Annotated in this window: 20 protein-coding genes; 15 read left to right on the plus strand and 5 right to left on the minus strand. The window is 61.3% G+C overall.

Features of this window, described 5'->3' with window-relative positions; genetic code table 11:
• Nucleotides 1-7: 7 nt before the first annotated feature.
• Nucleotides 8-1,636, minus strand: coding sequence for an acyl-CoA dehydrogenase family protein (locus M8997_RS05815; RefSeq protein WP_250018667.1), 1,629 nt, complete (start codon nt 1,634-1,636; stop codon nt 8-10).
• A 245-nt stretch (nt 1,637-1,881) separates the two neighbouring features.
• On the opposite strand from M8997_RS05815, the gene M8997_RS05820 reads away from it, so the two are divergent.
• The 7 genes from M8997_RS05820 to dprA all read left to right on the plus strand — a co-directional run bounded on the left by M8997_RS05820 (nt 1,882) and on the right by dprA (nt 8,549).
• Nucleotides 1,882-2,829 (plus strand): ABC transporter substrate-binding protein, encoded by a 948-nt coding sequence (locus tag M8997_RS05820; protein ID WP_250018666.1) that lies wholly within the window; start codon nt 1,882-1,884, stop codon nt 2,827-2,829.
• Between the two features lie 53 nt (nt 2,830-2,882).
• Nucleotides 2,883-3,659 carry an ABC transporter permease gene (locus M8997_RS05825; protein ID WP_250018665.1) on the plus strand — a complete coding sequence of 259 codons (777 nt, stop codon included), beginning with the start codon at nt 2,883-2,885 and terminating at the stop codon, nt 3,657-3,659.
• Nucleotides 3,656-4,441 (plus strand): ABC transporter ATP-binding protein, encoded by a 786-nt coding sequence (locus tag M8997_RS05830; protein WP_250018664.1) that lies wholly within the window; start codon nt 3,656-3,658, stop codon nt 4,439-4,441. Before M8997_RS05825 ends, M8997_RS05830 begins: the two co-directional genes overlap by 4 nt.
• 88 nt (nt 4,442-4,529) lie before the next feature.
• The gene (locus tag M8997_RS05835; protein ID WP_250018663.1) at nt 4,530-5,495 is read left to right on the plus strand and encodes an aspartate carbamoyltransferase catalytic subunit; all 966 of its coding nucleotides are present in this window, start codon (nt 4,530-4,532) and stop codon (nt 5,493-5,495) included.
• The gene (locus M8997_RS05840; RefSeq protein ID WP_250018662.1) at nt 5,492-6,778 is read left to right on the plus strand and encodes a dihydroorotase; all 1,287 of its coding nucleotides are present in this window, start codon (nt 5,492-5,494) and stop codon (nt 6,776-6,778) included. Before M8997_RS05835 ends, M8997_RS05840 begins: the two co-directional genes overlap by 4 nt.
• Before the next feature lie 26 nt (nt 6,779-6,804).
• Nucleotides 6,805-7,419, plus strand: a complete 615-nt coding sequence (gene plsY, locus M8997_RS05845) for a glycerol-3-phosphate 1-O-acyltransferase PlsY (RefSeq protein ID WP_250018661.1) — start codon at nt 6,805-6,807, stop codon at nt 7,417-7,419.
• Complete coding sequence (dprA, locus tag M8997_RS05850; protein WP_250018660.1) at nt 7,416-8,549, plus strand: DNA-processing protein DprA; 1,134 nt, start codon at nt 7,416-7,418, stop codon at nt 8,547-8,549. The genes plsY and dprA overlap by 4 nt, the downstream gene beginning before the upstream one ends.
• Here the strand turns inward: dprA and M8997_RS05855 are convergent.
• Complete coding sequence (locus tag M8997_RS05855; protein ID WP_250018659.1) at nt 8,526-8,729, minus strand: hypothetical protein; 204 nt, start codon at nt 8,727-8,729, stop codon at nt 8,526-8,528. The genes dprA and M8997_RS05855 overlap by 24 nt on opposite strands.
• 332 nt (nt 8,730-9,061) lie before the next feature.
• Between M8997_RS05855 and topA the strand changes: the two genes are divergently transcribed.
• The 6 genes from topA to rpmG all read left to right on the plus strand — a co-directional run bounded on the left by topA (nt 9,062) and on the right by rpmG (nt 16,654).
• A complete protein-coding gene (gene topA / locus M8997_RS05860; protein WP_250018658.1) occupies nt 9,062-11,674 on the plus strand; it encodes a type I DNA topoisomerase in 2,613 nt (870 codons plus the stop codon).
• Between the two features lie 9 nt (nt 11,675-11,683).
• Entirely contained in the window at nt 11,684-14,002 is a 2,319-nt protein-coding gene (gene rnr / locus M8997_RS05865) for a ribonuclease R (RefSeq protein WP_371929496.1), read from the plus strand.
• The gene (locus M8997_RS05870; RefSeq protein ID WP_250018656.1) at nt 13,999-14,427 is read left to right on the plus strand and encodes a DUF983 domain-containing protein; all 429 of its coding nucleotides are present in this window, start codon (nt 13,999-14,001) and stop codon (nt 14,425-14,427) included. Before rnr ends, M8997_RS05870 begins: the two co-directional genes overlap by 4 nt.
• A 2-nt stretch (nt 14,428-14,429) precedes the next feature.
• Nucleotides 14,430-15,173 (plus strand): NUDIX hydrolase, encoded by a 744-nt coding sequence (locus tag M8997_RS05875; protein WP_250018655.1) that lies wholly within the window; start codon nt 14,430-14,432, stop codon nt 15,171-15,173.
• Between the two features lie 3 nt (nt 15,174-15,176).
• Complete coding sequence (locus M8997_RS05880) at nt 15,177-16,355, plus strand: MFS transporter (RefSeq protein WP_250018654.1); 1,179 nt, start codon at nt 15,177-15,179, stop codon at nt 16,353-16,355.
• Between the two features lie 131 nt (nt 16,356-16,486).
• Complete coding sequence (gene rpmG / locus M8997_RS05885; RefSeq protein ID WP_250018653.1) at nt 16,487-16,654, plus strand: 50S ribosomal protein L33; 168 nt, start codon at nt 16,487-16,489, stop codon at nt 16,652-16,654.
• Between the two features lie 72 nt (nt 16,655-16,726).
• On the opposite strand, the gene M8997_RS05890 is transcribed toward rpmG, so the two are convergent.
• Together M8997_RS05890 and M8997_RS05895 are read right to left on the minus strand one after the other, a co-directional pair.
• Complete coding sequence (locus M8997_RS05890) at nt 16,727-18,100, minus strand: PleD family two-component system response regulator (protein ID WP_250018652.1); 1,374 nt, start codon at nt 18,098-18,100, stop codon at nt 16,727-16,729.
• Between the two features lie 21 nt (nt 18,101-18,121).
• Nucleotides 18,122-18,493, minus strand: a complete 372-nt coding sequence (locus M8997_RS05895; RefSeq protein ID WP_250018651.1) for a response regulator — start codon at nt 18,491-18,493, stop codon at nt 18,122-18,124.
• Between the two features lie 300 nt (nt 18,494-18,793).
• Here M8997_RS05895 and M8997_RS05900 point away from each other — a divergent pair, with 300 nt between their 5' ends.
• Nucleotides 18,794-19,075, plus strand: a complete 282-nt coding sequence (locus tag M8997_RS05900; RefSeq protein WP_250018650.1) for a DUF3572 domain-containing protein — start codon at nt 18,794-18,796, stop codon at nt 19,073-19,075.
• 87 nt (nt 19,076-19,162) lie between these two features.
• Entirely contained in the window at nt 19,163-20,479 is a 1,317-nt protein-coding gene (locus M8997_RS05905; RefSeq protein ID WP_250018649.1) for a DNA polymerase IV, read from the plus strand.
• Between the two features lie 11 nt (nt 20,480-20,490).
• Here M8997_RS05905 and dnaE read toward each other — a convergent pair whose 3' ends face one another.
• Nucleotides 20,491-23,961, minus strand: coding sequence for a DNA polymerase III subunit alpha (gene dnaE / locus M8997_RS05910; protein WP_250018767.1), 3,471 nt, complete (start codon nt 23,959-23,961; stop codon nt 20,491-20,493).
• Nucleotides 23,962-23,974 lie beyond the last annotated feature (13 nt).

Genomic DNA, 23,974 nt, shown 5'->3' on the forward strand with positions numbered 1-23,974 from the left:
GGCGGCGTCAGTTGCCGGGATAGAGGGAGTTCACGATGCTCTGGGCGTTGTGGCGGGCATCCAGCATGCCGTAGGTGGTGCGCCACTGCCCTCCGAGCCGGGTTTCTATGAATGCGTCGGCAATATCTTCGGAGTGAAGATAGCGCAATTCGGCGCCCGCGGCGGCGAGTGCCAATTGCTCCGTCAGTATACGGGCCGCACCCTCGTCATTGTCGGCAACACGCATGGCAGCGCGCAGGACCTCGACGGTGCCCTGCCCGCCTCGTCCAAGATTGGTGCCGATCCAGTTGAGCACATCATCGAACAATTGCGGCCCGCGCTTGAGAACGCGCAATACGTCAAGCGCCATGACATTGCCGGACCCTTCCCAGATCGCATTCACCGGCGCCTCACGATAATAGCGGGCGAGATTGCCCTCTTCGATGTAGCCATTGCCGCCGAGACACTCCATCGCCTCGTACAGCATGGCCGGAGCAATCTTCGCCACCCAATATTTGACGACGGGGGTCATGACCCGCGCGAAGGCCGCTTCGCCGCGATCGCGGGCGGCATTGTCGAAAGCCCGGGCGAGGCGCAGCGACAGCGCGGTCGCAGCCGCCACATCAAGCGCCATGTCCGCGAGAACGCGCAGCATCAGCGGCTTGTCGATCAGCGGCCCGCCAAAGGCCGAACGGTGGCGGGCATGGTGAACCGCCTCGGCCAGCCCGGCTCGCATCAATCCAGCGGAAGCGACCGAGCAATCGAGCCGCGTCAATGTGACCATGTCGATGATCGTCTTGACGCCTTCGCCGGGATTGCCGACCAATTGCGCCAGCGCATTGTCGAATTCCACCTCGGAGGACGCGTTGGAGCGGTTGCCGAGCTTGTCCTTGAGCCGCTGGAAGCGAAAGCCGTTGGAGCTGCCATCGGGCAGAATGCGCGGCATCAGGAAACAGGACAGCCCTTCCCGAGCCTGCGCCAATACAAGGAACGCATCGGACATGGGTGCCGACATGAACCATTTATGGCCGGTCAAGCGATGGAAACCGCTTCCCGCCGGCTCCGCCCGCGTCGTATTGGCGTGGACGTCGGTGCCGCCCTGCTTTTCCGTCATCCCCATTCCGAGCGTCAGGCCCTGCTTCTTCGCCGGCGGCTTGTTGCTGGAATCATATTTCCTCGGCAGAATCAGCGGCGACCATTCCCGGTAAAGATTGGGAGCAGCCATCAGCGGGGCAAGCGAGGCGCTCGTCATCGTCAATGGGCACAAATGGCCGCATTCGAGCTGCGCCGTCAGGTAGAAGCGCGCCGCCCGGGCCTGGTGCCGGAGCCCTGCTTCGTCCTTTGTCTCCTCCCATGCCGACGAGTGGAGGCCGAGCGAAACCGAACGGCGCATCAGCGCGTGATAGGCGGGGTGATAATCCACCACGTCCAGCCGGTTTCCCTGCCGATCATGGGTTCTGAGCTTCGGTGTTTCCGTATTGGCGAGCCGGGCAAGATCGGCGGCATCGCCGGAAAGCACAAACCTGCCGCACTGCTCCAGCTCTTTGCGCGTCGCCTGCGGAAAGCGCTTAGTGATCTCCATCAAGAGCGGATCGATCAGATAGGCATTGAGCCCGGCCATCGAAGGCGTCTGGTTGAGTACGTCGTGCGTTTTCAAATGTGCATCCTGACTGATTTACCGGATCTCAGTGCCGATAATTGCCCGGCGGCGTCCGACGCCGGAACGTTCTCTCAAGGTTATAAAGGAAACTTCTGACAAGGGGTTAATCCATTCCTCCTAACATAGGCTTTATGCCCGGTTCGATGCAATTGCGCGGTCAGCGCCTGAATTGTCTAGACAAAACAAAGTGCCACTGCCTATCATGCCAGCAATCAAATCCACCAAAATAAACGGGGTTCAGCATGATCAGAAAATGGCACATTGCTTCGGCATTCGCGGCGCTCGTCGCCTTTACCACACCATCCGCGGCTGAGACGAAAGTCGCCGTCGGATTGTCCGGCTGGACCGGCTTCGGGCCGCTGACGCTCGCCAAGCAGGCCGGCATCTTCGAGAAGAATGGCCTCGACGTCACGCTCAACAAGATACCGCAGGCCAGCCGGCATCTGGCGCTGGCATCCGGCGACGTGCAATGCGCGGCGACAACGGTGGAGACCTGGATCGCCTGGAATGCCAATGGCGTTGCCACCAAGCAGATATTCCAGATGGACAAATCCTTCGGCGCCGATGGCATGGTGGTAAGGCCCGACATCGAGAAAGTCGCCGATCTGAAGGGCAAGACCGTCGCAGCATCGGCGCCGGGCACCTCGCCCTATTTCGCCCTCGCCTGGATCCTGAAGAAGAACGGCCTGACGTTGAAGGATGTCAAAGTCGTCAATCTTGAGCCTGGCCCGGCTGCGCAGGCTTTTGTCGCAGGGCAGAACGATGCCGCCATGACCTATGAGCCCTATCTCTCGACGGTGCGTTCCGCGCCCGACAAGGGCAAGATCATCGCCACGACCATCGACTACCCCATGGTAATGGACACGTTCGGCTGCACCAATGAATTCCTGGAGAAGAACCCGGAAGCCGCCAAGGCGCTTGCCGCGAGCTATTTCGAGGCGCTTGAATTGATCGCCGCCGATGAGAAGAAGGCCTATGAGACCATGGGCGCGGATGTGAAACAATCAGCCGAGAAGTTCGGCGAATCGGCCAAGCATCTGAAGTGGCAGGACAAGGCCGCCAACCAGAAATTCTTCGAAGGCGAGTTTACCAGCTTCTCCAATGAAGCTGCCGATCTGCTTCTCGAAATCGGCATCATCAAGCAGAAGCCCGACATTTCCGCGATCGTCGATACGAGCTTCATCAAGTAAGACCTCACGGGGGGCCGCCTTGCGGTGGTCTCCCGTTCAAATCCGGACATAATATGCCCCATCCTCTCCAACCGATCGGTTCGCGCGCCCGCACCCTGCTCGGTATATTGTTCTTCGTCCTGTTCGTCGGCGCCTGGTCGCTTGCAACTTTTGGCGGTTTCGTGTCGAGCACATTTCTCGCCGATCCGCTGACCATGCTGCGCGACGGCTGGTTTCTCCTGTTCGAGCAGAACTTCCTCTACGATATCGGCATGACGATCTGGCGTGTCGTCGGCGGCTTTCTCATCGCCGCAATCGTTGCGGTGCCGCTTGGAATAGCCATGGGCGCCTACAAGCCCATCGAAGCGCTGCTCGAACCATTCGTGTCATTTGCCCGCTACCTGCCCGCATCGGCCTTCGTGCCGCTGCTCATACTCTGGGCCGGCATCGGCGAAATGCAGAAGCTGCTGGTGATCTTCATCGGCGCGGTCTTCCAGATCGTCCTGATGGTCGCCGTCGCCGTCGGCAATACACGCCGCGATCTGGTCGAGGCCGCCTATACGCTCGGGGCCAATGATCGCGGCATCGTCAACCGCGTGCTGATACCCGCCAATGCACCTGACATAGCCGAGACGCTGCGGCTGGTTCTCGGCTGGGCCTGGACCTATGTGATCGTCGCCGAAATGATCGGCGCGTCCTCCGGCATCGGCTATATGATCATCAACAGCCAGGCACTGCTCGCCACCGGCCAGATCATTTTCGGCATCATCATCATCGGCATCATCGGGCTGATCTCCGACTTCCTGTTCAAATCGGTCAATCGCTGGCTCTTTGCCTGGAGGCTCGCATGAGCAGGCTCATCATAAAGGGCGTCAGCCGCGTCTTTCCGGGAAGCCATGGCGGGCAGCCGACGCAGGCGCTGCAACCGACGGACCTGACCGTCGAACACAATGATTTCGTCTCCATACTCGGTCCATCCGGCTGCGGAAAGTCGACGCTCCTGCGGATCATCGCCGGCCTCGACACCCCGACGACCGGCACCGTCACGCTGGACGGCACTGCGGTGCGTGGGCCAGGCGCGGATCGCGGCGTGGTCTTCCAGTCCTATACGCTGTTCCCATGGCTCACGGTGGAGCAGAATATCGGCTTCGGCCTGCGGGAGCGCGGCGTGCGCGACAGGGATCGGCGGGAAATCGTCGCCTCCTATATCGAAAAGGTTGGCCTCAAGGGTTTCGAGCATCACTGGCCCAAGCAATTGTCGGGCGGCATGCAGCAAAGAACCGCAATCGCCCGGGCATTGGCCAACGACCCGAAGATCCTGCTGCTGGACGAGCCGTTCGGCGCGCTCGACAACCAGACACGCGGATTGATGCAGGAATTGCTGCTGGGCATATGGGAACGCGAACAGAAGACCGTGATCTTCGTCACCCACGACATCGAGGAAGCGATCTTCATGGCATCCCATGTGGTCACCATGTCGGCACGGCCGGGGCGAGTGAAGTCGATAACGCCGGTGCCGCTGGCGCATCCGCGCCACTATACGATCAAGGCCAGCCCCGAATTTTCGCGGCTGCGCCTCGACCTCACCGAGGAAATCCGCACCGAAGCCATACTTGCGGCCGAGGTGCACTGACGGCAGGATGACGATCGGCGGATTTAGGTGGACATTGGCAGCACGCGCTTGCAGCATGGGGCCATGACGCTTATAGGGGAGACTTGATATGACATCAGAACCCGCCTCTCCCCTGTTTCCCCACCGCCATCTGCTTGGCATCAAGGGTCTTTCCGCGCAAGATATCGTTCAATTGCTTGATCTGGCAGACGGCGAAATTGCCGTTTCGCGCCAGTCCGAGAAGAAGAAGACGGTGCTGCGGGGGCGGACCCAGATCAATCTGTTCTTCGAAGCCTCGACCCGGACGCAATCATCCTTCGAGCTCGCCGGCAAACGGCTCGGAGCCGACGTCATGAACATGTCCGTCGGCAATTCATCCGTGAAGAAGGGCGAAACGCTGATCGATACGGCGATGACGCTCAATGCCATGCGGCCGGACGTGCTGGTGATCCGCCATTCTTCCGCCGGCGCGGCGGCATTGCTGGCGCAGAAGGTCGGATGTTCGGTGATCAATGCCGGCGATGGCGCCCATGAACACCCGACACAGGCGTTGCTCGACGCACTGACCATTCGGCGCGCCAAGGGCAAGGTCGAGCGGCTGATCGTCGCCATTTGCGGCGACGTCCTTCATTCGCGCGTGGCGAGGTCGAACATCATTCTTCTCAACGCTCTCGGCGCGCGGGTTCGCGTCGTGGCGCCGTCCACGCTGCTGCCATCGGGCATCGCGCAAATGGGCGCCGAGGTGCATCACGACATGCAGGAGGGGTTGAAGGACGCCGACGTCGTCATGATGCTGCGCCTGCAGCGCGAGCGCATGGCGGGATCCTTCGTTCCCTCGGTGCGCGAATATTTCCGTTATCACGGTCTCGACAGCGAAAAGCTGCGCTATGCCAAGCCGGATGCTCTTGTCATGCACCCGGGACCGATGAATCGCGGCGTCGAGATCTCGTCCGAGGTCGCCGACGGTTCGCAGAGCGCTATTCAGGAACAGGTCGAAATGGGCGTTGCCGTGCGCATGGCCGTGATGGAGGCGTTGCTCGATCTTCGCCGCAACCCTGCGGGAGTGGCCGGATGAGCGTCAAGGTTTTCACCAATGCCCGCATCGTCGATCCTTCCCGGGACATCGACGAGACCGGCACCATCATCATCGACGGCGGCCAGATCGTCGCCAGCGGCGCGGATGCGCGGAACCAGGGCACGCCGGAGGGGGCCGAAATCGTCGACTGCTCCGGCAAGACCATTCTTCCAGGCTTGGTAGACGCCCGCGTATTCATCGGCGAACCCGGTGCGGAACACCGCGAAACCATCGCCTCCGCAAGCCATGCCGCGGCGGCGGGCGGCGTGACCTCCGTCATCATGATGCCCGACACCGATCCCGTCATCGACAATGTGGCGCTGGTCGAATTCGTCAAGCGCACGGCGCGCGATACGGCCGTCATCAACGTCTATCCCGCTGCCGCCGCCACCCGTGGCCTGAAGGGCGAGGAAATGACCGAGATCGGCCTGCTGAAGGAGGCCGGCGCCGTCGCGATCTCCGAGGGCAAGCATTCGATCAACAATACGCAGCTCCTGCGGCGCGCCCTTACCTACGCCCGTGATTATGGCGTCGTGCTCTGCCAGGAGCCGCGCGATCCTCATCTCGGTGCCGATGGCGTGATGAACGAGGGGCTGTTCGCAAGCTGGCTCGGACTTTCCGGCACGCCGCGCGAGGCCGAGGTCATTCCGCTGGAACGCGACATGCGGCTCGCTGCGCTGACCAAGGGCGCCTACCACGCGGCCCAGATATCGACGTCCATGTCGGCCGACGTCATACGCCGAGGCAAGGAGCTCGGCTTGAACGTTACTTCAGCAAGCTCCATCAACCATTTGTCTTTGAACGAAAATGATGTCGGCGAGTTCCGGACGTTCTTCCGGCTGCAGCCGCCATTGCGGCTCGAGGAGGATCGGCTGGCAATGGTCGAAGCCCTGCGCGACGGTACGATCGACATCATCGTTTCCGCTCATGATCCGCAGGATGTCGATACGAAGCGGCTGCCCTTTGCCGATGCGGCGGCCGGTGCCATCGGGCTGGAGACCATGCTCGCGGCGGCGTTGCGCCTCTATCATAATGGCGACGTGCCCTTGCTGCGCATCATCGACGCCATGTCCACCGCCCCGGCGCGGATATTCGGCATAGAGGGTGGTTCGCTGCGCCCCGGCGCCAAGGCGGATATGACCATAGTCGATCTTGACGAACCATGGATTGTGACGGAAGAAGGATTGCGGTCGCGTTCCAAGAACACCTGCTTTGAAGGTGCGCGGTTCCAGGGCCGGGTTCTACAGACATTCGTTGCCGGGCAATCCGTGTTCAGCATCTAGCACTTTTGGCCATCGGGGGAATTTCCATGTTGGGATTGTTCAGCGACGAGAGCAACCGCATGCTTTTGCTGCTCGCGCTCCTGTTCGGCTATCTGCTCGGCTCGATCCCGTTCGGTCTCATCCTCACCCGCATCGCCGGCCTCGGCGATGTTCGCAGCATCGGTTCCGGCAATATCGGAGCCACCAACGTCCTGCGCACCGGCAACAAGAAGCTCGCCGCCGCGACATTGCTGCTGGACATGTTCAAGGGCACGGCGGCTGTGCTGATCGCCGGCCATTGGGGCGGTGACTACGCCCTTCTTGCCGGCCTTGGCGCCTTTCTCGGCCATATCTTTCCGATATGGCTGAAATTCAAGGGCGGAAAGGGCGTCGCCACCTATCTCGGCGTGTTGCTGGGCCTCTACTGGCCTGTCGCCTTGATCTTCGCGGCAGCGTGGCTGCTCGTCGCCTTCGTGACGCGCTACTCGTCGCTTGCCGCCCTCGTCGCGTCGGTCGTTGTTCCGGTCGCGCTCTATCTGATCGACCAAAAATCCATTTCACTATTGTTTTTCATCCTTACGATTATCGTTTTCATGAAGCATCGCGCCAATATTCGACGTCTTGTTTCCGGTACGGAAGGCAAGATCGGGGCGAAGGGATGAATGAAGCCAGGAAGGGCATCCGCCTTTCTGACATGCAACGACTGAACTGGCTGCGCCTCATCCGCAGCGAGAATGTCGGACCAGCCACATTTCGCGACCTGATCGCCCATTGCGGCACGGCCGCCGACGCCATCTCCATGTTGCCCGAACTGGTGCGGCGCGGCGGCGGCAAGCGGCAGATACGGGTCGCCAGCGTAGAACAAGTGGAGCGCGAACTCGCGCTCGCCGCTCGAATGGGCGCCTGTTTCACCTGCATCGGCGAGCCGGACTATCCGCTCTACCTCCGCCAGGCCGACAATCCGCCGCCCGTGGTGGCGATCAAGGGCGATCCGGCGGTTTTCCGGGCGCCTGCCGTGGCCATTGTCGGGGCCCGCAATGCCTCCATGGTGGGAATCAAGATCGCGCGCACTTTTGCCAGGGAGCTCGGCGAAGCCGGTTTCGCGGTCATATCCGGCCTCGCCCGCGGCATCGATACGGCCGCCCATCATGCAAGCATCGAGCATGGAACCGTGGCGGTCATGGCCGGCGGGCTCGACCATCCCTATCCGCCGGAGAATATCGAACTGTTTAACGCCATTCCTGCGCGCAACGGCGCGGTGATCAGCGAGATGCCGTTCGGCTGGGAACCGCGCGCCAGGGATTTCCCGCGGCGCAACCGCATCATCGCGGCACTTGCCCTCGGGCTGGTCGTGGTCGAGGCGGCTGAACGGTCCGGTTCATTGATCAGCGCCCGCCTCGCCTCGGAAATGGGCCGGCTGGTCTTCGCCGTGCCCGGCTCGCCTCTCGATCCGAGGGCGAAGGGGGCGAACCAGCTTTTGAAGAATGGAGCGATCGTGGCTACGGAGACCGCCGATATCATCGAAGCGGTCACGCCGCTCAGCGAGCGACCGCTGGTGGATCAAGCCGAGCTGCTGGCGCCGGCAGCGGATTTTGCGGTGGTGCCGCCGCCCGATGAAACCGACAGGGACAGGCTCATCACCCTCCTCGGCCCGGTCGCTGTGGATCTGGACGATCTGGTCCGCACGAGCGGGTTGCATCCTTCCGCCGTAATGTTGATTCTTCTGGAACTCGACCTCGCCGGACGCCTTGTACGGCACTCGGGAGGGCTAGTTTCTCTTTCTTATGGTTGAGTTGCGGTCTTCAAGATCCTTGCGCAACTCGTCACAACTTTCGATGTAGGCAATCTCGATAAGATAGGCCAACATCTCCTTTTGGCTGGCCCGTGCAATGGCGCGCAGCTCACCAAGTAATTGTTGAATATACCGGACATTGTCGATGGAATTTTTCTGGTTGACCGGGTCATTTCCCATAAATTGATCTCCAAATTAACTTGAATTAGAAAATTGTTCTTATATAAAGGCCATGCCGTGAAATTGGCATTTATCAAATCGTTTGTTTAAGCCGCTGTTTTTCAATGATATAAGGCAGCGTTTCCAGTTCGGGTCCAACCTCCCCCTTGATCTTGACTCGCAATTAAATACCATCAATTGCATATTACCTGCGAGCAACTGTAGGTTGTATTTAACGATTTTTCGCTTACAGACCTTGACGTGATGCCGTGGCCTGTTCATTTCACAGGGCTGTTTCGTAATGGAAGAAGTGCTTTTGCGCTGTGGCAAAGGCAGGAAAGTATAATCTCGTAATGAATGTCGTCGTCGTCGAATCGCCCGCCAAGGCCAAAACAATCAACAAATATCTGGGTTCCGGTTACAAGGTCCTGGCGTCGTTTGGGCATGTTCGGGATCTGCCGGCAAAGGATGGCTCGGTTCGTCCCGATGATGATTTTTCGATGTCCTGGGAGGTGGATTCCGCCTCGTCCAAGCGCCTTGGCGACATTGTAAAGGCGCTCAAGGACAGCGACGGCCTCATCCTCGCAACCGATCCGGATCGCGAGGGAGAAGCCATTTCCTGGCATGTTCTCGAGGTATTGCAGCAGAAGAAGGCGATCGGCAAGAAGCCGGTGCAGCGCGTCGTATTCAACGCCATCACCAAGGGCGCTGTGCTCGAGGCGATGTCGAATCCGCGCGATATCGATATGCCGCTGGTCGATGCCTATCTGGCGCGGCGGGCGCTCGACTATCTGTTCGGCTTCACGCTCTCGCCCGTTCTCTGGCGCAAGCTCCCCGGCGCACGTTCGGCCGGACGGGTGCAATCGGTGGCGCTGAGGCTCGTTTCCGACCGCGAGGCCGAGATCGAGCGGTTTGTCCGCGAGGAATATTGGACCGTCGCGGCCCTGCTCAAGACCTTGCGCAATGACAGTTTCACCGCCCGCCTCGTATCGGTGGACGGCAAGAAGCTGGCGAAGCTCGACATCAAGAACGCCGAACAGGCCGGCCAGATCAAGGCCATGCTTGACGGCGCTGCGTTCAAGGCGGCGAGCGTCGAGGCCAAGCCGACGAAGCGCAATCCCGGGCCGCCCTTCACCACCTCGACCTTGCAGCAGGCCGCATCCGGCCAGCTCGGTTTTTCGGCCTCGCGCACGATGCAGGTCGCGCAGCGGCTCTACGAGGGCATGGATCTTGGCGGCGAGACGGCAGGTCTCATCACCTATATGCGTACCGACGGCGTGCAGATGGCGCCTGAGGCGGTGCAGGCAGCCCGCCAGACGATAGGCAAGGTCTTCGGCGAGAAATACGTCCCGGAAAAGCCGCGCTACTACGCGACGAAGGCAAAGAACGCCCAGGAGGCGCACGAAGCCATTCGCCCGACGGACTTCAACCGTCATCCCAAGGATGTGCGCAAATTCCTCGATGCCGACCAGGCTCGACTTTATGAACTGATCTGGAAAAGGGCGATCGCCAGCCAGATGCAGGCCGCCGATATCGAGCGGACGACGGTCGAGATCGACGCTGTGAACGGCTCGCAGTCGGCGCAGCTTCGTGCAACGGGCTCGGTGGTGCGCTTTGACGGATTCCTCGGCGCCTATACGGACCATCGCGAAGAGGAAGACACGGACGAGGACGGCGCAAGGCTGCCGGAAATCCGCGCCGGCGAGAACCTTGCGCGCGAGAAGATCGATACGGAGCAGCATTCGACGGAGCCGCCTCCCCGCTATTCCGAAGCGACGCTGATCAAGAAGATGGAAGAGCTCGGCATCGGTCGCCCGTCGACCTATGCGGCGACGCTGGCGACGCTGCGCGACCGCGAATATGTCAGCATCGAAAAGCGCAAGCTCATTCCGGCGGCCAAGGGTCGCCTGGTCACGGCGTTTCTCGAAAACTTCTTCCCGCGCTATGTCGAATATGATTTCACGGCCGGACTGGAGGAAAAGCTCGACGAGATTTCCGACGGCAAGCTGAAATGGAAGGACGTCCTGCGCGATTTCTGGACGGATTTCTTCGGATCGGTCGATGGCATCAAGGAGCTGCGCGTCACGAATGTGCTGGACGCGCTCAATGAAAGTCTCGGGCCACTCGTATTTCCGCCGCGCGAAGATGGCGGCGATCCCCGCATATGCCAGGTCTGCGGCACCGGTACCCTGTCGCTGAAACTCGGCAAATACGGCGCCTTCGTCGGCTGCTCGAATTATCCGGACTGCAAGTTCACCCGCCAGCTCGGCGGTAGCGAGACGGCCAGTGAAAATGGCGGCAATGGCGACGAGCCGAAGGTTCTCGGCAAGGATCCCTATACCGACGAGGAGATCAGCGTCCGCAACGGCCGATTTGGTCCCTATGTCCAGCGCGGCGACGGCAAGGAAGCCAAGCGCGCCAGCCTGCCGAAAGGTTGGACCGTCGACGGCATGGATCATGAAAAGGCGCTGGCATTGCTTTCACTGCCGCGCGATGTGGGCCAGCATCCCGAAACCGGCAAGATGATCGCCGCTGGAATAGGTCGCTATGGCCCTTATATTACCCATGACGGGGCCTATGCGAATGTCGACAGCATCGAGGATGTGTTCTCGATCGGCATCAATCGCGCCGTCACCGTTCTGGCCGACAAGCTCTCCAAGGGCCCGCGCCGCGGCGGCGGCACGCCGGCAGCGCTGAAGCAGCTTGGCGATCACCCGGACGGTGGCGCGATCACGGTGCGGGATGGCCGGTACGGTCCCTATGTCAATTGGGGCAAGGTCAACGCGACATTACCCAAGGGCAAGGATCCGGCTGCCGTTACCGTCGAGGAGGCGCTGGCGCTCATCTCGGAGAAGGCCGGCAGCAAGAGCGCCAGGAAACCTGCCGCGAAGAAGACTGCAACTGCCAAGAAGCCGGCCGCCAAGAAAGCGGCTCCAAAAAAGGCAGCGGCAAAGAAAGCAAGTTAGGGTACGAAATTGGCACGCCGTATATCTCCACCGAAAAGCGGAAAGAAGCGGCCAGACAATTCTGCCCCGGCCCGCGAAATCCGCATGCCGAGCCGCGAAGAGATCATGGAATTCATCCGGGAGAACCCGGACCTGTCGAGCAAGCGCGACATAGCCAAGGCGTTCAACCTTAAAGGCGATGCGCGCATCGGCCTCAAGGCCGTGCTGCGCGATCTTGCGGATGACGGCCTTATCGAAAAGCGCTCCAAACGCCTTGCCATGCCGGGCAGCCTGCCGAGCGTCGCCGTCCTCGACGTGACGGGACGCGACAGCGATGGCGGGTTGATCGCCCGGCCGGCCGAATGGCCGTCCCATGACGACACGCCTGCACCCGTCGTTTTCATCCGTGCATCACGCAGTTCCAGGGCAGTGACGGCGGGCGTCGGCGACCGGGTCCTGGCGCGCATCTTCCGCGGCGCCGATCCCTCGGGACCGGAATATACCGCCCGCATCATCAAGCGGATCGAACATCGCCGTGACAATATTCTCGGCGTGCTGCGCCGTCTCGAAACGGGCGAATGGCGGCTTGAGCCGGTGGAACGCCGTCAGGCGGAGATCGTCATCGACCCGAGCCAGCTGAACAATGCCAAGCCGAACGACCTCGTGGAGGTCGAAATCAGCAAGCCCAGCCGGCATGGATTGGCGCTCGGCCGCATCAGCCAGGTCGTGGGTTCCGTATCCAGCGAAAAAGCGCTGTCGATGATCGCGATCCACGAACATGAGATTCCGCATGTCTTTCCCGAGGCAGTGCTGGCGGAGGCCGAGGCGGCGAAGCCGGCGGCGATGGCGAAGAGGGAAGATTGGCGGGACCTGCCGCTTGTCACCATCGATCCTGCCGACGCCAAGGATCATGACGACGCCGTCTATGCGGAGCCCGACAGTGACGAAGGCAATCCCGGCGGCGTGGTTGCGACCGTGGCGATCGCGGATGTGGCGGCCTATGTCACGCCCGGCTCCCACCTCGACCGCGAGGCGCTCGAACGCGGCAATTCGGTCTATTTCCCGGACCGGGTCGTACCCATGCTGCCGGAGCGCATCTCGAACGACCTCTGCTCCCTGAAGGAACTGGTGGATCGCCCTGCCCTGGCGGTGCGCATGCGGTTCAATGCCGAAGGCAGGAAAATCTCGCACAGTTTCCATCGCATCATGATGCGCTCGCATGCGCGGCTTTCCTATGGCCAGGCCCAGGCGGCGATAGACGGCGCACCGGACGAGAAGACGAGCGCCATCCTTGCGACGATCCTCCGGCCGCTCTGGGACGCCTATGCGGTCCTGAAGCGGGGCCGCGATGCCCGCGAGCCGCTCGAACTCGACCTGCCGGAGAAGAAGATCCTGCTCGACGCCGACGGCAAGGTGGACAAGGTCTACATCCCGCCCCGGCTCGATGCGCACAAGCTGATCGAAGAGTTCATGATCCAGGCGAATGTTTCGGCAGCCGAGACGCTGGAGCGAAAGAAGCAGCCGCTGATCTACCGGATTCACGATGCGCCGTCGCTTGCGAAGCAGGAGATATTGCGCGAATTCCTGCGCACGCTCGATATTTCGCTTGCTCGCGGCGCGCAGCTGCGGCCCGACCAGTTCAACCACATCCTGAAGCGGGTCGAAGGCAGCGAACAGCAGGAACTGGTAAACCAGGTCGTGCTTCGCTCCCAGTCGCAGGCCGAATACAATCCGGCCAATATCGGCCATTTCGGCCTCAATCTTCATCATTACGCGCATTTTACCTCGCCGATCCGGCGCTATGCGGATCTGATCGTCCACCGCGCGCTGATCGCGGCGCTCGGGCTCGGCTCCGATGGCATCACCCCGCGCGAGGAGGAGGTCCTGGCTGAAACAGCCGCGCTCATTTCCGCCGCTGAAAGACGGGCGATGGCGGCGGAGCGCGACACGATCGACAGGCTCATCGCCCATCACCTCGCCGAACGCGTCGGCAGCACGTTCGAAGGGCGCATACAGGGCGTGACGAAGGCCGGGCTTTTCGTCTCGCTTGCGACATATGGCGCCGATGGCTTCATTCCCATTTCAACCTTGGGCGATGAATACTATTTCTATGACGAGGCCAACCACACCATTTCCGGCGAGCGAAGCGGCAAGGGCTTCCGTCTGGGTGATGTGGTGGAGGTCCGTCTGGTGGAAGCTCTGCCCGTGGCGGGTGCGTTGCGCTTCGAGATGCTGTCCGAGCCGCATGCGGTACCGGCAGGCGTTCGATCGCACCACAAGGCCAGGCGGGCCGGCGGTCAGAAACGATTCTCCGGCGCCGGTCGCAACGGAAGAAAAGGTAGAAGATGACGAATCAGTTTTCCGGAATGGGCGTGGCCCCGGCCCGACCCAGCCGCCCGGTCGGCCGCTCGATGTGGCGCGGCTTCCTCGGCCGCTGCCCCCATTGCGGCGAGGGCCGGCTTTTCCGTTCGTTCGTCAAATCGGTGGATCATTGTTCCGTCTGCGGTGAAGATTATACGCATCAGCAGGCCGATGATTTCCCGGCCTATATAACGATCACGATCGTCGGCCACATCGTTCTCGCCGGCTTTCTGGCCGCCGAGACGCTGTTCGTCATGTCCAACTGGGCGCATCTTGCCATCTGGGTGCCGCTGACGATCATCATGTCGATCGGACTGCTCCAGCCGGTCAAGGGTGCTGTCATCGGCCTGCAATGGGCCAATTATATGCATGGTTTCGGCGAGAGCACTGATCCTCACGCTTCGAAACATTGATCATGAGCCTGAACAAGCTGAGCAATTTCACGACATCGGGGGTAACTGCCAAGACGGTTCGCGTGCGTCCGCGCGATGCGGCGTCGCTCCTCATCGTCGATCGCTCCGGCAAGGATTGGCGGGTCCTCATGGGCAAACGGCACATGCGGCACGTATTCATGCCCGGAAAGTTCGTATTCCCGGGCGGAAGGGTCGAGCCCAGCGATGGAAAAGTGCCCGCTTTCGCCGAATTGAGCGATCATGACCAGCGCAAGCTTCTCGGTGGAATGGGCGCACGCGGCACGCTCGCACGTTGCCGCGCCGTGGCACTGGCCGCAATCCGGGAGACCTATGAGGAAGCCGGATTGATCATGGGCCGCCGCAGCGACGCCGGCCGCTGGCCGGCATTCGACGATTGGACCGCCTTCGCCGAGCGTGGCATCGCACCGGATCTGTCGGCACTGCGCTATTTCGCCCGCGCCACGACACCGCCCGGAGGATCGCGGCGCTTCGATACGCGGTTCTTCCTGGCATTTGCCGAATCCATCGCCGACAGGCTTCCCGCCATCACGGGTCCGGCGCAGGAACTCGAGGAACTCGCCTGGCCGACATTCGACGAGGCCACAGCCCTCGACATTCCGAATATCACCCGCATGATCATCGGCGAAGCGCGAGCGCTGCTCCAGGACAATCCTGAGCTGGCGCCCGGCAATGCGCTGGTGCAATACGGCATGAAACATGGGCGCTTCGTGCGAGAGGTCATTTAGATCATGGATGCCTCGCGATCCCAGCCGGACCAGACACGGGTTCGCACTCACTGGCGCGCACTCGTCGCAGCCATCGCCACGATCAGCGCCGTCGGCGTCGCGATCGGCCTCGGCATTCCTCTCCTCAGCGTCATTCTCGAAAGCCGCGGCCACTCGGCCACCATGATCGGGCTGAACGCCGCCGTGGCCGGCGTGGCATCGATCATCGCCGCGCCTTTCGCGGCGCCGATCGCCGCGCGGCTGGGCGTCGTCCCCACCTTGCTGATCATGCTGCTGATCGGCGGGCTTTCCTTCTTCGGCTTCCACTTCTTCACCCAGTTCTGGGTCTGGGTCATCCTGCGCATATTCCTGCATTTCGCGCTGACCATGCTCTTCATCCTGTCCGAATACTGGATCAATGCCGCTGCGCCACCCGAACGGCGCGGTCTCGTCCTCGGCATTTACGGCACGGTGCTCTCCATGGGCTTCGCCCTTGGCCCCTGGCTCTTCGCGCATATCGGCAGCAGTGGAATCATGCCGTTTGCCGTCGGTTTCGCCATTATCATCCTCGCCATGGTGCCGGTCATGTTCGCCTGGAACGACAGTCCGGATTTCCATGAGGAGGAGCATGTGCCCTTCGCGCCCTTCATCTGGGCGGTGCCGACGGCCACGGCGGCGGTCTTCGTCTTCGGCGCCGTGGAAACGGGCGGCTTTGCCCTCTTCCCGGTCTTTGGCGCCCGCATCGGCTATACGGAGGCCAATGCCGCGCTGCTGCTGACGACGATCGGGCTTGGCAATGTGCTGATGCAGATCCCGATCGGCCTCCTGAGCGATCATGTGAAGGACCGGCGCAAATTGCTGCTTGCCTGCAGCGTCATCGGTCTTGCCGGCATGTGCCTCCTGCCCTTCATCTATCTCAACTGGTATCTGGTGGCGGCACTGCTCTTCGTATGGGGCGGCGCCGTGGCCGGCCTCTACACGGTCGGGCTGGCGCATCTCGGCTCCCAGCTCACCGGGCGCGAGCTTGCCTCGGCCAATGCCGCCTTCGTCTTCTGCTATGCCATCGGCATGCTTGTCGGACCCCAGGCAATCGGCATCGGAATGGACCTGATGGGCCCCGGCGGCTTTGCCATCAGTCTTGCGGTCTTCTTTGCCGCCTATGCCCTGCTCGTCGGCGGCAGATTGCTCAGGCGGCACGGCTGATGCCGCCTTTGTGTCGAGCCGAGGCTTGACTTTTCACCGGGTTGGTTTATGTGTCCGACCGAATTCCCGCTTATAGCCACACTGCTGGACTTGAATAGCGGTCCTCAATAATCAGAACAGGTAACCTGAAAATGGCTAAGGCTGCGAATATCAAAATCAAGCTTCTGTCTACTGCTGACACCGGTTTCTTCTATGTCACAAGCAAGAACAGCCGTACGAAGACGGAAAAGCTGTCTTTCCGCAAGTACGATCCGGTCGCGCGCAAGCACGTAGAATTCAAGGAAACCAAGATCAAGTAATCTGGTTTCCACCGCTTAAAACTGCCGCCTCCGGGCGGCATTTTTATTTGTGCCGGGCTTTTTATATTCGCGTCAGGCTGCGGCCGAGACCACCCGGTTTCGCCCGGCCGCCTTGGCTTCGTACAGCGCCACGTCCGCGCGCTTCAGCAGCGCCTGGACGCTGTCGGCGCCGGTGTGGATGCTGGCAATGCCGATGCTGATGGTGACGGGCACGCCGATACCATCCTGGTCGATGGTGAACGGCGTCGACGCCGTCTCCCGCCTGATTCGCTCGGCGACGATCGATGCCATCGCCGCATCGGTATCCGGCATGACGATGAAGAACTCCTCCCCGCCATAGCGGCTGGCGAGATCGCTGCCGCGAACATTCCTGCGCAGCCGGCGCGCGAATTCGCGCAGGACTTCATCGCCGCAATCATGCCCGAACGTGTCGTTGATCATCTTGAAGCGGTCTATATCGATCATGAGCACCGACAAGGGCCGCTTGCGCTCGGCGGCACGCTTGAACAGGCTGGAAAGGTGGGTTTCGAGATAGAGCCTGTTATGCAGCCCCGTAAGGCTGTCCGTGACGGCCATCTCGTAGCTCTTGACGACGCTGGCCCGCAGGCCGTCATGATAGGCCTTGCGGCGCAGCTGCGTGCGCAGGCGGGCAATCAGCTCGTCGGAGCGGAATGGCTGCACGAGATAATCGCTTATGCCGAGATCCAGCGCACGGCGGATGAGAGGCTCCTCGCCGAGTTCGGCCATCAGGACGATCGGCAGCGAACGGGTATTGTCCAGGGAACGCAATTGCGCGCATATGCGCAGCGGATCGTGGTTTGAAAGGCTCGATGCGATGAAGAGGCAATCAAAATTGCCCTGTGCCGCATCGAAGAACCCGGTCTGCGGATCGCCCTGCACTTCCACCCGCGCTTCCGGCGCCAGCACTTCCTGCAATCGGGCGATGATTTCGGGCCGCTCGTCGATCAGCAGAATGCGCGCCTCGCGGCCGGAAATCTCGGCCGGCGTATTGAGAAGCGATTCGAGCCCCGCATCGCGGGTCGTCGCGACGCGCAGGCGCAGCTCGTCGGTCAGGTTCTTCAGCCGCACCAGGCTTTTCACCCGCGCCAGCAGCTGCAGATCGTTGACGGGCTTGCTGAGGAAATCTTCCGCGCCGAAGTTGAGGCCGGTGATCCTGTCGGCCTCCTGATCGAGCGCCGTGACGAGAATGACGGGAATATGGGCCGTGGCCGGCCGCGATTTCAGCCTGCGGCAAACCTCGAAACCGTCGAGCCCGGGCATCATGACATCGAGAAGGATCACGTCGATATTGCCGTTTTCACAGATCTCGAGCGCCTCATAGCCATTGGTGGCCGACACGACATCATAAAATTCGGCGCTCAGTCGCGCTTCGAGAAGCCTGACATTTGCAGGAACATCGTCAACGACAAGTATGCGGGCCGTCATGGCAGGTTTCTCCGGAGCGGATCATGCATCGCCGAGATAGGATTTGATGGTTTCGATGAATTTCGGAACGGAGATGGGTTTCGAAATATAGGCTTCGCACCCTCCCTGGCGAATACGCTCCTCGTCCCCCTTCATGGCGAAGGCGGTCACGGCGATGATCGGTATCGTGTGCAGATCATCATCGGCTTTCAGCCATTTCGTTACCTCGAGTCCCGATACTTCCGGCAATTGAATATCCATCAATATCAGGTCGGGGCGATGTTCCCTGGCAAGATCGAGCGCCTCCAGCCCGTTGCGCGTGCGAATGGTTTCATAGCCGCTGGCCTCGATGAGATCGCGAAAGAGCTTCATGTTCAGCTCATTGTCTTCGACGATCATGACTTTCTTCACCATAGGCAATTTCCCATTTCACTCATTTGCGCAGAAGCGGCGATCGACCCTGTCCGGGCAGTGCTGGCAATCCTGGTTGCCTCTGGAATAACGGCTGATGATTGATGAAAAGAAAACTCTTGGCCCAACCCGCCAAATGCTGTCGATCATGTTTAACCAAGCATTATTCAACATCTTCTTTTCAACATGTTCAACACCATACCGTGGGCCGCCTGTTCCAATCGGCTCACAATCGCAGACTTATTGTCTCCAATCCGCCGAGAATCGCTGTACGACTGGCCGGGATCAATATTGGCGTGGACGATGAAAACTATAACGCTCGACGAAGCACAGACGCTTGCAATCGACGCCCTGGTATATCTTGCCGGCGACCAGGAACTGATGCCGCGATTTCTCGCATTGACGGGCATTACCGCCGACCAGATCCGCGTGGCAGCGGGCGAGCCCGGGTTTCTCGCCGGCGTGCTGCAGTTCTATCTTGCGCATGAGCCGACACTGGTGCGCTATTGCGAGGACACGAACACCGATCCGCGCCACTTCCGTGAAGCGCTTTTCCTGCTCCCTGGCGGCGCAGTGCCCGATTGAACGGTGCACAGCGACGCGACGCGCATTGCAAGCGTGTTTCCGCTTCGGTAGTGTGCATCACGTTCATCCTATGTTCCGTTGCGCACCATGGTCAATCTGAATGCCCCGAACTTCGGTTTCTGCCGGGACTGCCTGACGCTACAGACGACGGCGTCGCGCCGCTGCCACAAATGCGGCAGTCCGCGGCTGCTGCGCCATGACGAACTTTACAGCCTCAACATTGCGCATGTGGATTGCGACGCGTTCTATGCTTCGGTCGAGAAGCGTGACAACCCGGAACTGCGCGACAGGCCGGTGATTATCGGCGGCGGGAAACGTGGCGTTGTTTCAACAGCTTGCTACATTGCGCGCATCCATGGTGTCAAGTCTGCAATGCCGATGTTCAAGGCTCTCGAAGCCTGTCCGGACGCCGTGGTCATAAAACCGGACATGGAGAAATATGTGCGCGTCGGGCGCCAGATCCGGCAGTTGATGCGCGACCTCACGCCATTGGTCGAGCCGTTGTCGATCGACGAGGCCTTCCTCGATCTTTCGGGCACGGAGCGGCTGCATCATGATCCGCCGGCACGGGTGATGGCGCAGTTTGCCGACCGGATCGAACGGGAAGTCGGGGTGACGGTGTCGATCGGCCTGTCCTACTGCAAGTTCCTCGCCAAGATCGCTTCGGACCTCAACAAGCCGCGCGGGTTCTCGATCATCGGCCGCGACGAAGCCGTCGCCTTCCTCCACGACAAGCCGGTGACGATGATCTGGGGCGTCGGCAAGGCCTTCGCCGCATCGCTGGAACGTGATGGCATCCGCACCATCGGCCAGCTGCAAACCATGGAACAAGGGCCTTTGATGCGCGCCTATGGCACCATGGGCCAGCGCCTCTACCGGCTTTCAAGGGGTCTCGACGAACGAAAGGTCGAGCCCGACGGCGAGAGCAAGAGCGTGTCCGCCGAGACGACGTTCAACGAGGATATCGCTACGCTCGAGGAACTGACGCCGATCCTGCGCTCGCTCTCGGAAAAGGTGGCGCGCCGGCTGAAGGCAGCCGACATTGCCGGGCGGACGGTCGTCCTGAAGCTCAAATCGAAGGATTTCAAGCTGCGGACGCGCAATCGCCAACTGGCCGATCCGACGCAACTGGCGGACCGCATTTTCCGCACCGGCTATTCGCTGCTGGTGAAGGAGATCGACGGCACGCGCTTCCGGCTGATCGGCATCGGGGTCAGCGACCTTGCCGATGACGGCCGCGCCGACCCGCTCGATCTCGTCGATATACAGGGGACGAAACGCGCCGTGGCCGAAACGGCCATGGACAAGCTGCGATTGAAATTCGGCAATGATGCCGTGGAGACCGGCTATACTTTCGGCAAGATGAAGCGGCGGCGCCCGGATATTCCCGACGAGATCGACTGACGCGCCGGCCGTCAGGCCATTTCGACTTCAATTATGCCGGGAATGGCCTTCATTGCACTCGCCACCTGCGGACCGACGCGGTAGCGGTTGGGCAACTCTATCTCCACTTCATTGGCGCCATTCTCCTTGATCAGGATAAGGCTGACGACCTGGCCGTCATTCTGCGGCGCCAGATAGGGGCTGAGGGCACTGAGCGGCGTGCTGTTGCGCATATAGAGGCGCAACGACTTCTGCATGCGCGTTGCCTCGTCCTCGAGCGATTGCGCCGTCTGGATGCGCAGGCTTATGCCCTCGGGACGATCTTCGGCGCCGACGGTAACGACCACGGAACGGCCGGGCTCCAGCAGGTCGCGGAATTGATTGAGCGCCTCGGAGAAAAGCACCGCTTCGAACTGGCCGGATGCGTCGGAGAACTGGATGATCCCCATCTTGTTGCCGGTCTTGGTCTTGCGCTCCTGCTTGGCCGTGATGGTGCCGGCGAGACGCCCGGCATTGGCGCCGCGCTTGACCGCCGCGGAAAAGTCGGCCCAGTTCTGGACCCGCATCTTCTCCAGGATCGGCCGATATTCATCGAGCGGGTGCGCCGACAGGTAGAAGCCCGCTGCCTCGAATTCGCGGCGGAGCTTCTCCGAGGAAAGCCATGGCGCGGCGGCGGGGAGCTGTATCGCCTGCGAACCCGCACCGGCCATTGCGCCGAAAATATCCGCCTGCCCGCTGATGCTGTCTTCCTGCGTCCTCTGCGCATGGCCGATGATGCGGTCAAGGCCGGCAATGAGCGCGGGGCGGTCGCGACCGAAGCAATCGAACGCACCGACATTGATGAGGCTTTCGAAGACCCGCCGGTTGACGACACGCGGGTCTATCCGCTCGCAGAAATCCTCCAGGCTGGCATAGGGCGTGGCGCCGCGCTTCTCGACGATGTGATCAACGGCCGCCTCGCCGACGCCCTTGATGGCCGCAAGAGAATAGAAGATCCGGTTCTCGCCCACCTCGAACAGCCGATAGGACGTATTGACCGACGGCGGCACGACCTCGATGCCGAGGCGAACCGCCTCGCGCCGGAAATCGTTGAGCTTGTCCGTATTGGACATATCGTAAGTCATCGACGCGGCGAGGAACTCGACCGGGAAATGCGCCTTCATATAGGCGGTCTGGAACGAGACGATGGCATAGGCCGCGGCATGCGACTTGTTGAAGCCGTAATCGGCGAATTTGGCCAGCAGATCGAAGATGAAATTGGCCTGCGGCTTGGTCACGCCACGCTCGACCGCGCCATCGACGAAACGCACGCGCTGCAGGTCCATCTCGGAGCGGATCTTCTTGCCCATGGCGCGGCGCAGAAGATCGGCTTCGCCCAGCGTATAGCCGGACATTTCCTGCGCGATCTGCATCACCTGTTCCTGGTAGATGATGACGCCCTGCGTTTCCTTGACCAGATGGTCGATCTTGGGATGGATCGACGCCATCTCCTCCTCGCCATTCTTGCGGGCATTATAGGTCGGGATATTCTCCATCGGGCCCGGGCGATAAAGCGCGACGAGCGCGATGATGTCCTCGATCCGATCGGGCTTCATGCCGATCAGGGCCTTGCGCATGCCCGTGCTTTCAACCTGGAACACGCCGACCGTCTCGCCGCGCGACAGCATTTCATAGGTCAGCCTGTCGTCCAGCGGCAGGTTCGACAGATCGACCGAAATGCCGCGCCGCTTCACAAGATTGACCGCCGTCTGCAGCACGGTCAGCGTCTTCAGGCCAAGGAAGTCGAACTTGACCAGCCCCGCCTCCTCGACCATCTTCATGTTGAACTGCGTGACAGGCATGTCCGACCGCGGATCGCGATACATCGGCACCAGCTCGGACAGGGGGCGGTCGCCGATGACGATGCCGGCGGCATGGGTCGAGGCGTGCCTGTAAAGCCCTTCGAGCTTCAGGGCGATATCCAGCAGCCGTTCGACGACCGGTTCCTTGTCCCGCTCCTCGCGCAGCCGCGGTTCGTCCTCGATGGCCTTGGAAAGCGTCACTGGATTGGCCGGGTTGGCCGGCACCATCTTGGTCAGGCGATCGACCTGGCCATAGGGCATTTCGAGAACGCGCCCGACATCGCGCAGGACTGCGCGGGCCTGCAGCGTTCCAAAGGTGATGATCTGGGCGACCTGGTCCCTGCCATACTTGCCCTGCACATAGCGGATGACCTCATCGCGCCGGTCCTGGCAGAAGTCGATGTCGAAATCCGGCATCGAGACGCGGTCGGGGTTGAGAAAGCGCTCGAACAGCAGCGAGAAACGCAGCGGATCGACGTCGGTAATCGTCAGGGCATAGGCGACAAGCGAACCGGCGCCGGAACCACGGCCCGGGCCGACCGGGATGTCATGGGCCTTCGCCCATTTGATGAAGTCCGAGACGATAAGGAAATAGCCCGGATATTTCATGCGGGTTATCACCGAGATTTCATATTCCAGGCGCTGCGCGTAACCTTCCGGCGTGTGGCCCTCGGCGAGCCCCAGCGTCTCCAGCCGATGCGCCAGCCCCTCGCGAGCCTGCCGCGCCAACTCCTCCGCCTCCGCCTCGAGTGCAGCGTCCGGATCGGCGCTTTCGCCGGTGAAGCGCGGCAGAATGGGCGCGCGATTCTTCGGGTAGTATGAACAGCGCAGCGCGATCTCGACGGTATTGTCGATGGCCTCGGGCAGATCGGCGAAAAGCTCGACCATCTCCGCCTCGCTCTTCAGGTAGTGATCGGGCGTCAGCCGCCTGCGATCGTCGATCGAAAGCAGCGAGCCGGATGCGATGGCGAGCAAGGCATCATGCGCATCGTAATCGGCGCTCATGGAGAAGAACACGTCATTCGTCGCAACCAGCGGCAGTTCCAGCGCATAGGCAAGCTCGACCTGGGCCGCCTCCAGCGCGCGGTCATAACCCCGGTGCCGCTGCAGTTCGACATAAAGCCGGTCGCCGAACAGCGATTTCAGGCTGACGAGCCGCTGGCGCGCTCTGTCGGTGCGATCATCCCTGATCGCCTTGGCGATGGGACCTTCCGGCCCGCCGGTCAGTGCTATCAGGCCTTCGGTCGCGCCAACCAGCCAGTCGCAGCGGATATGCACCGGATCGCCGCTGACGGTCTCCAGATAGGCGCGGCTGACCAGCCGCACGAGATTGGCATAGCCCGTCTCCGTCGCCGCCAGCAGAACGATCGGGGCCAGCCCCAATGCCTCGCGCCTGTTGACGCTGCGGCTCTCCTCGCTCTGATCGTGAAAGGCGATGTCCAGCTGGCAGCCAATGATGGGCTGCAACCCGGCCTTGGAACCCTTCTGCGCGAATTCGAGTGCGCCGAAGAGATTGTTCGTATCGGTGATTGCAATCGCCGGAGCAGCATTCTTGACCGCGAGGTCTATGACCTTCGGAACCTGCAACGCGCCTTCAAGCAGCGAATAGGCCGAGTGAACCCTGAGGTGCACAAAGCGCAATGCGCTCTTCGACACGTCCATACCAATCTGTCCG

The organism is Phyllobacterium sp. 21LDTY02-6 (assembly GCF_023554255.2).
Taxonomy (GTDB): domain Bacteria; phylum Pseudomonadota; class Alphaproteobacteria; order Rhizobiales; family Rhizobiaceae; genus Phyllobacterium.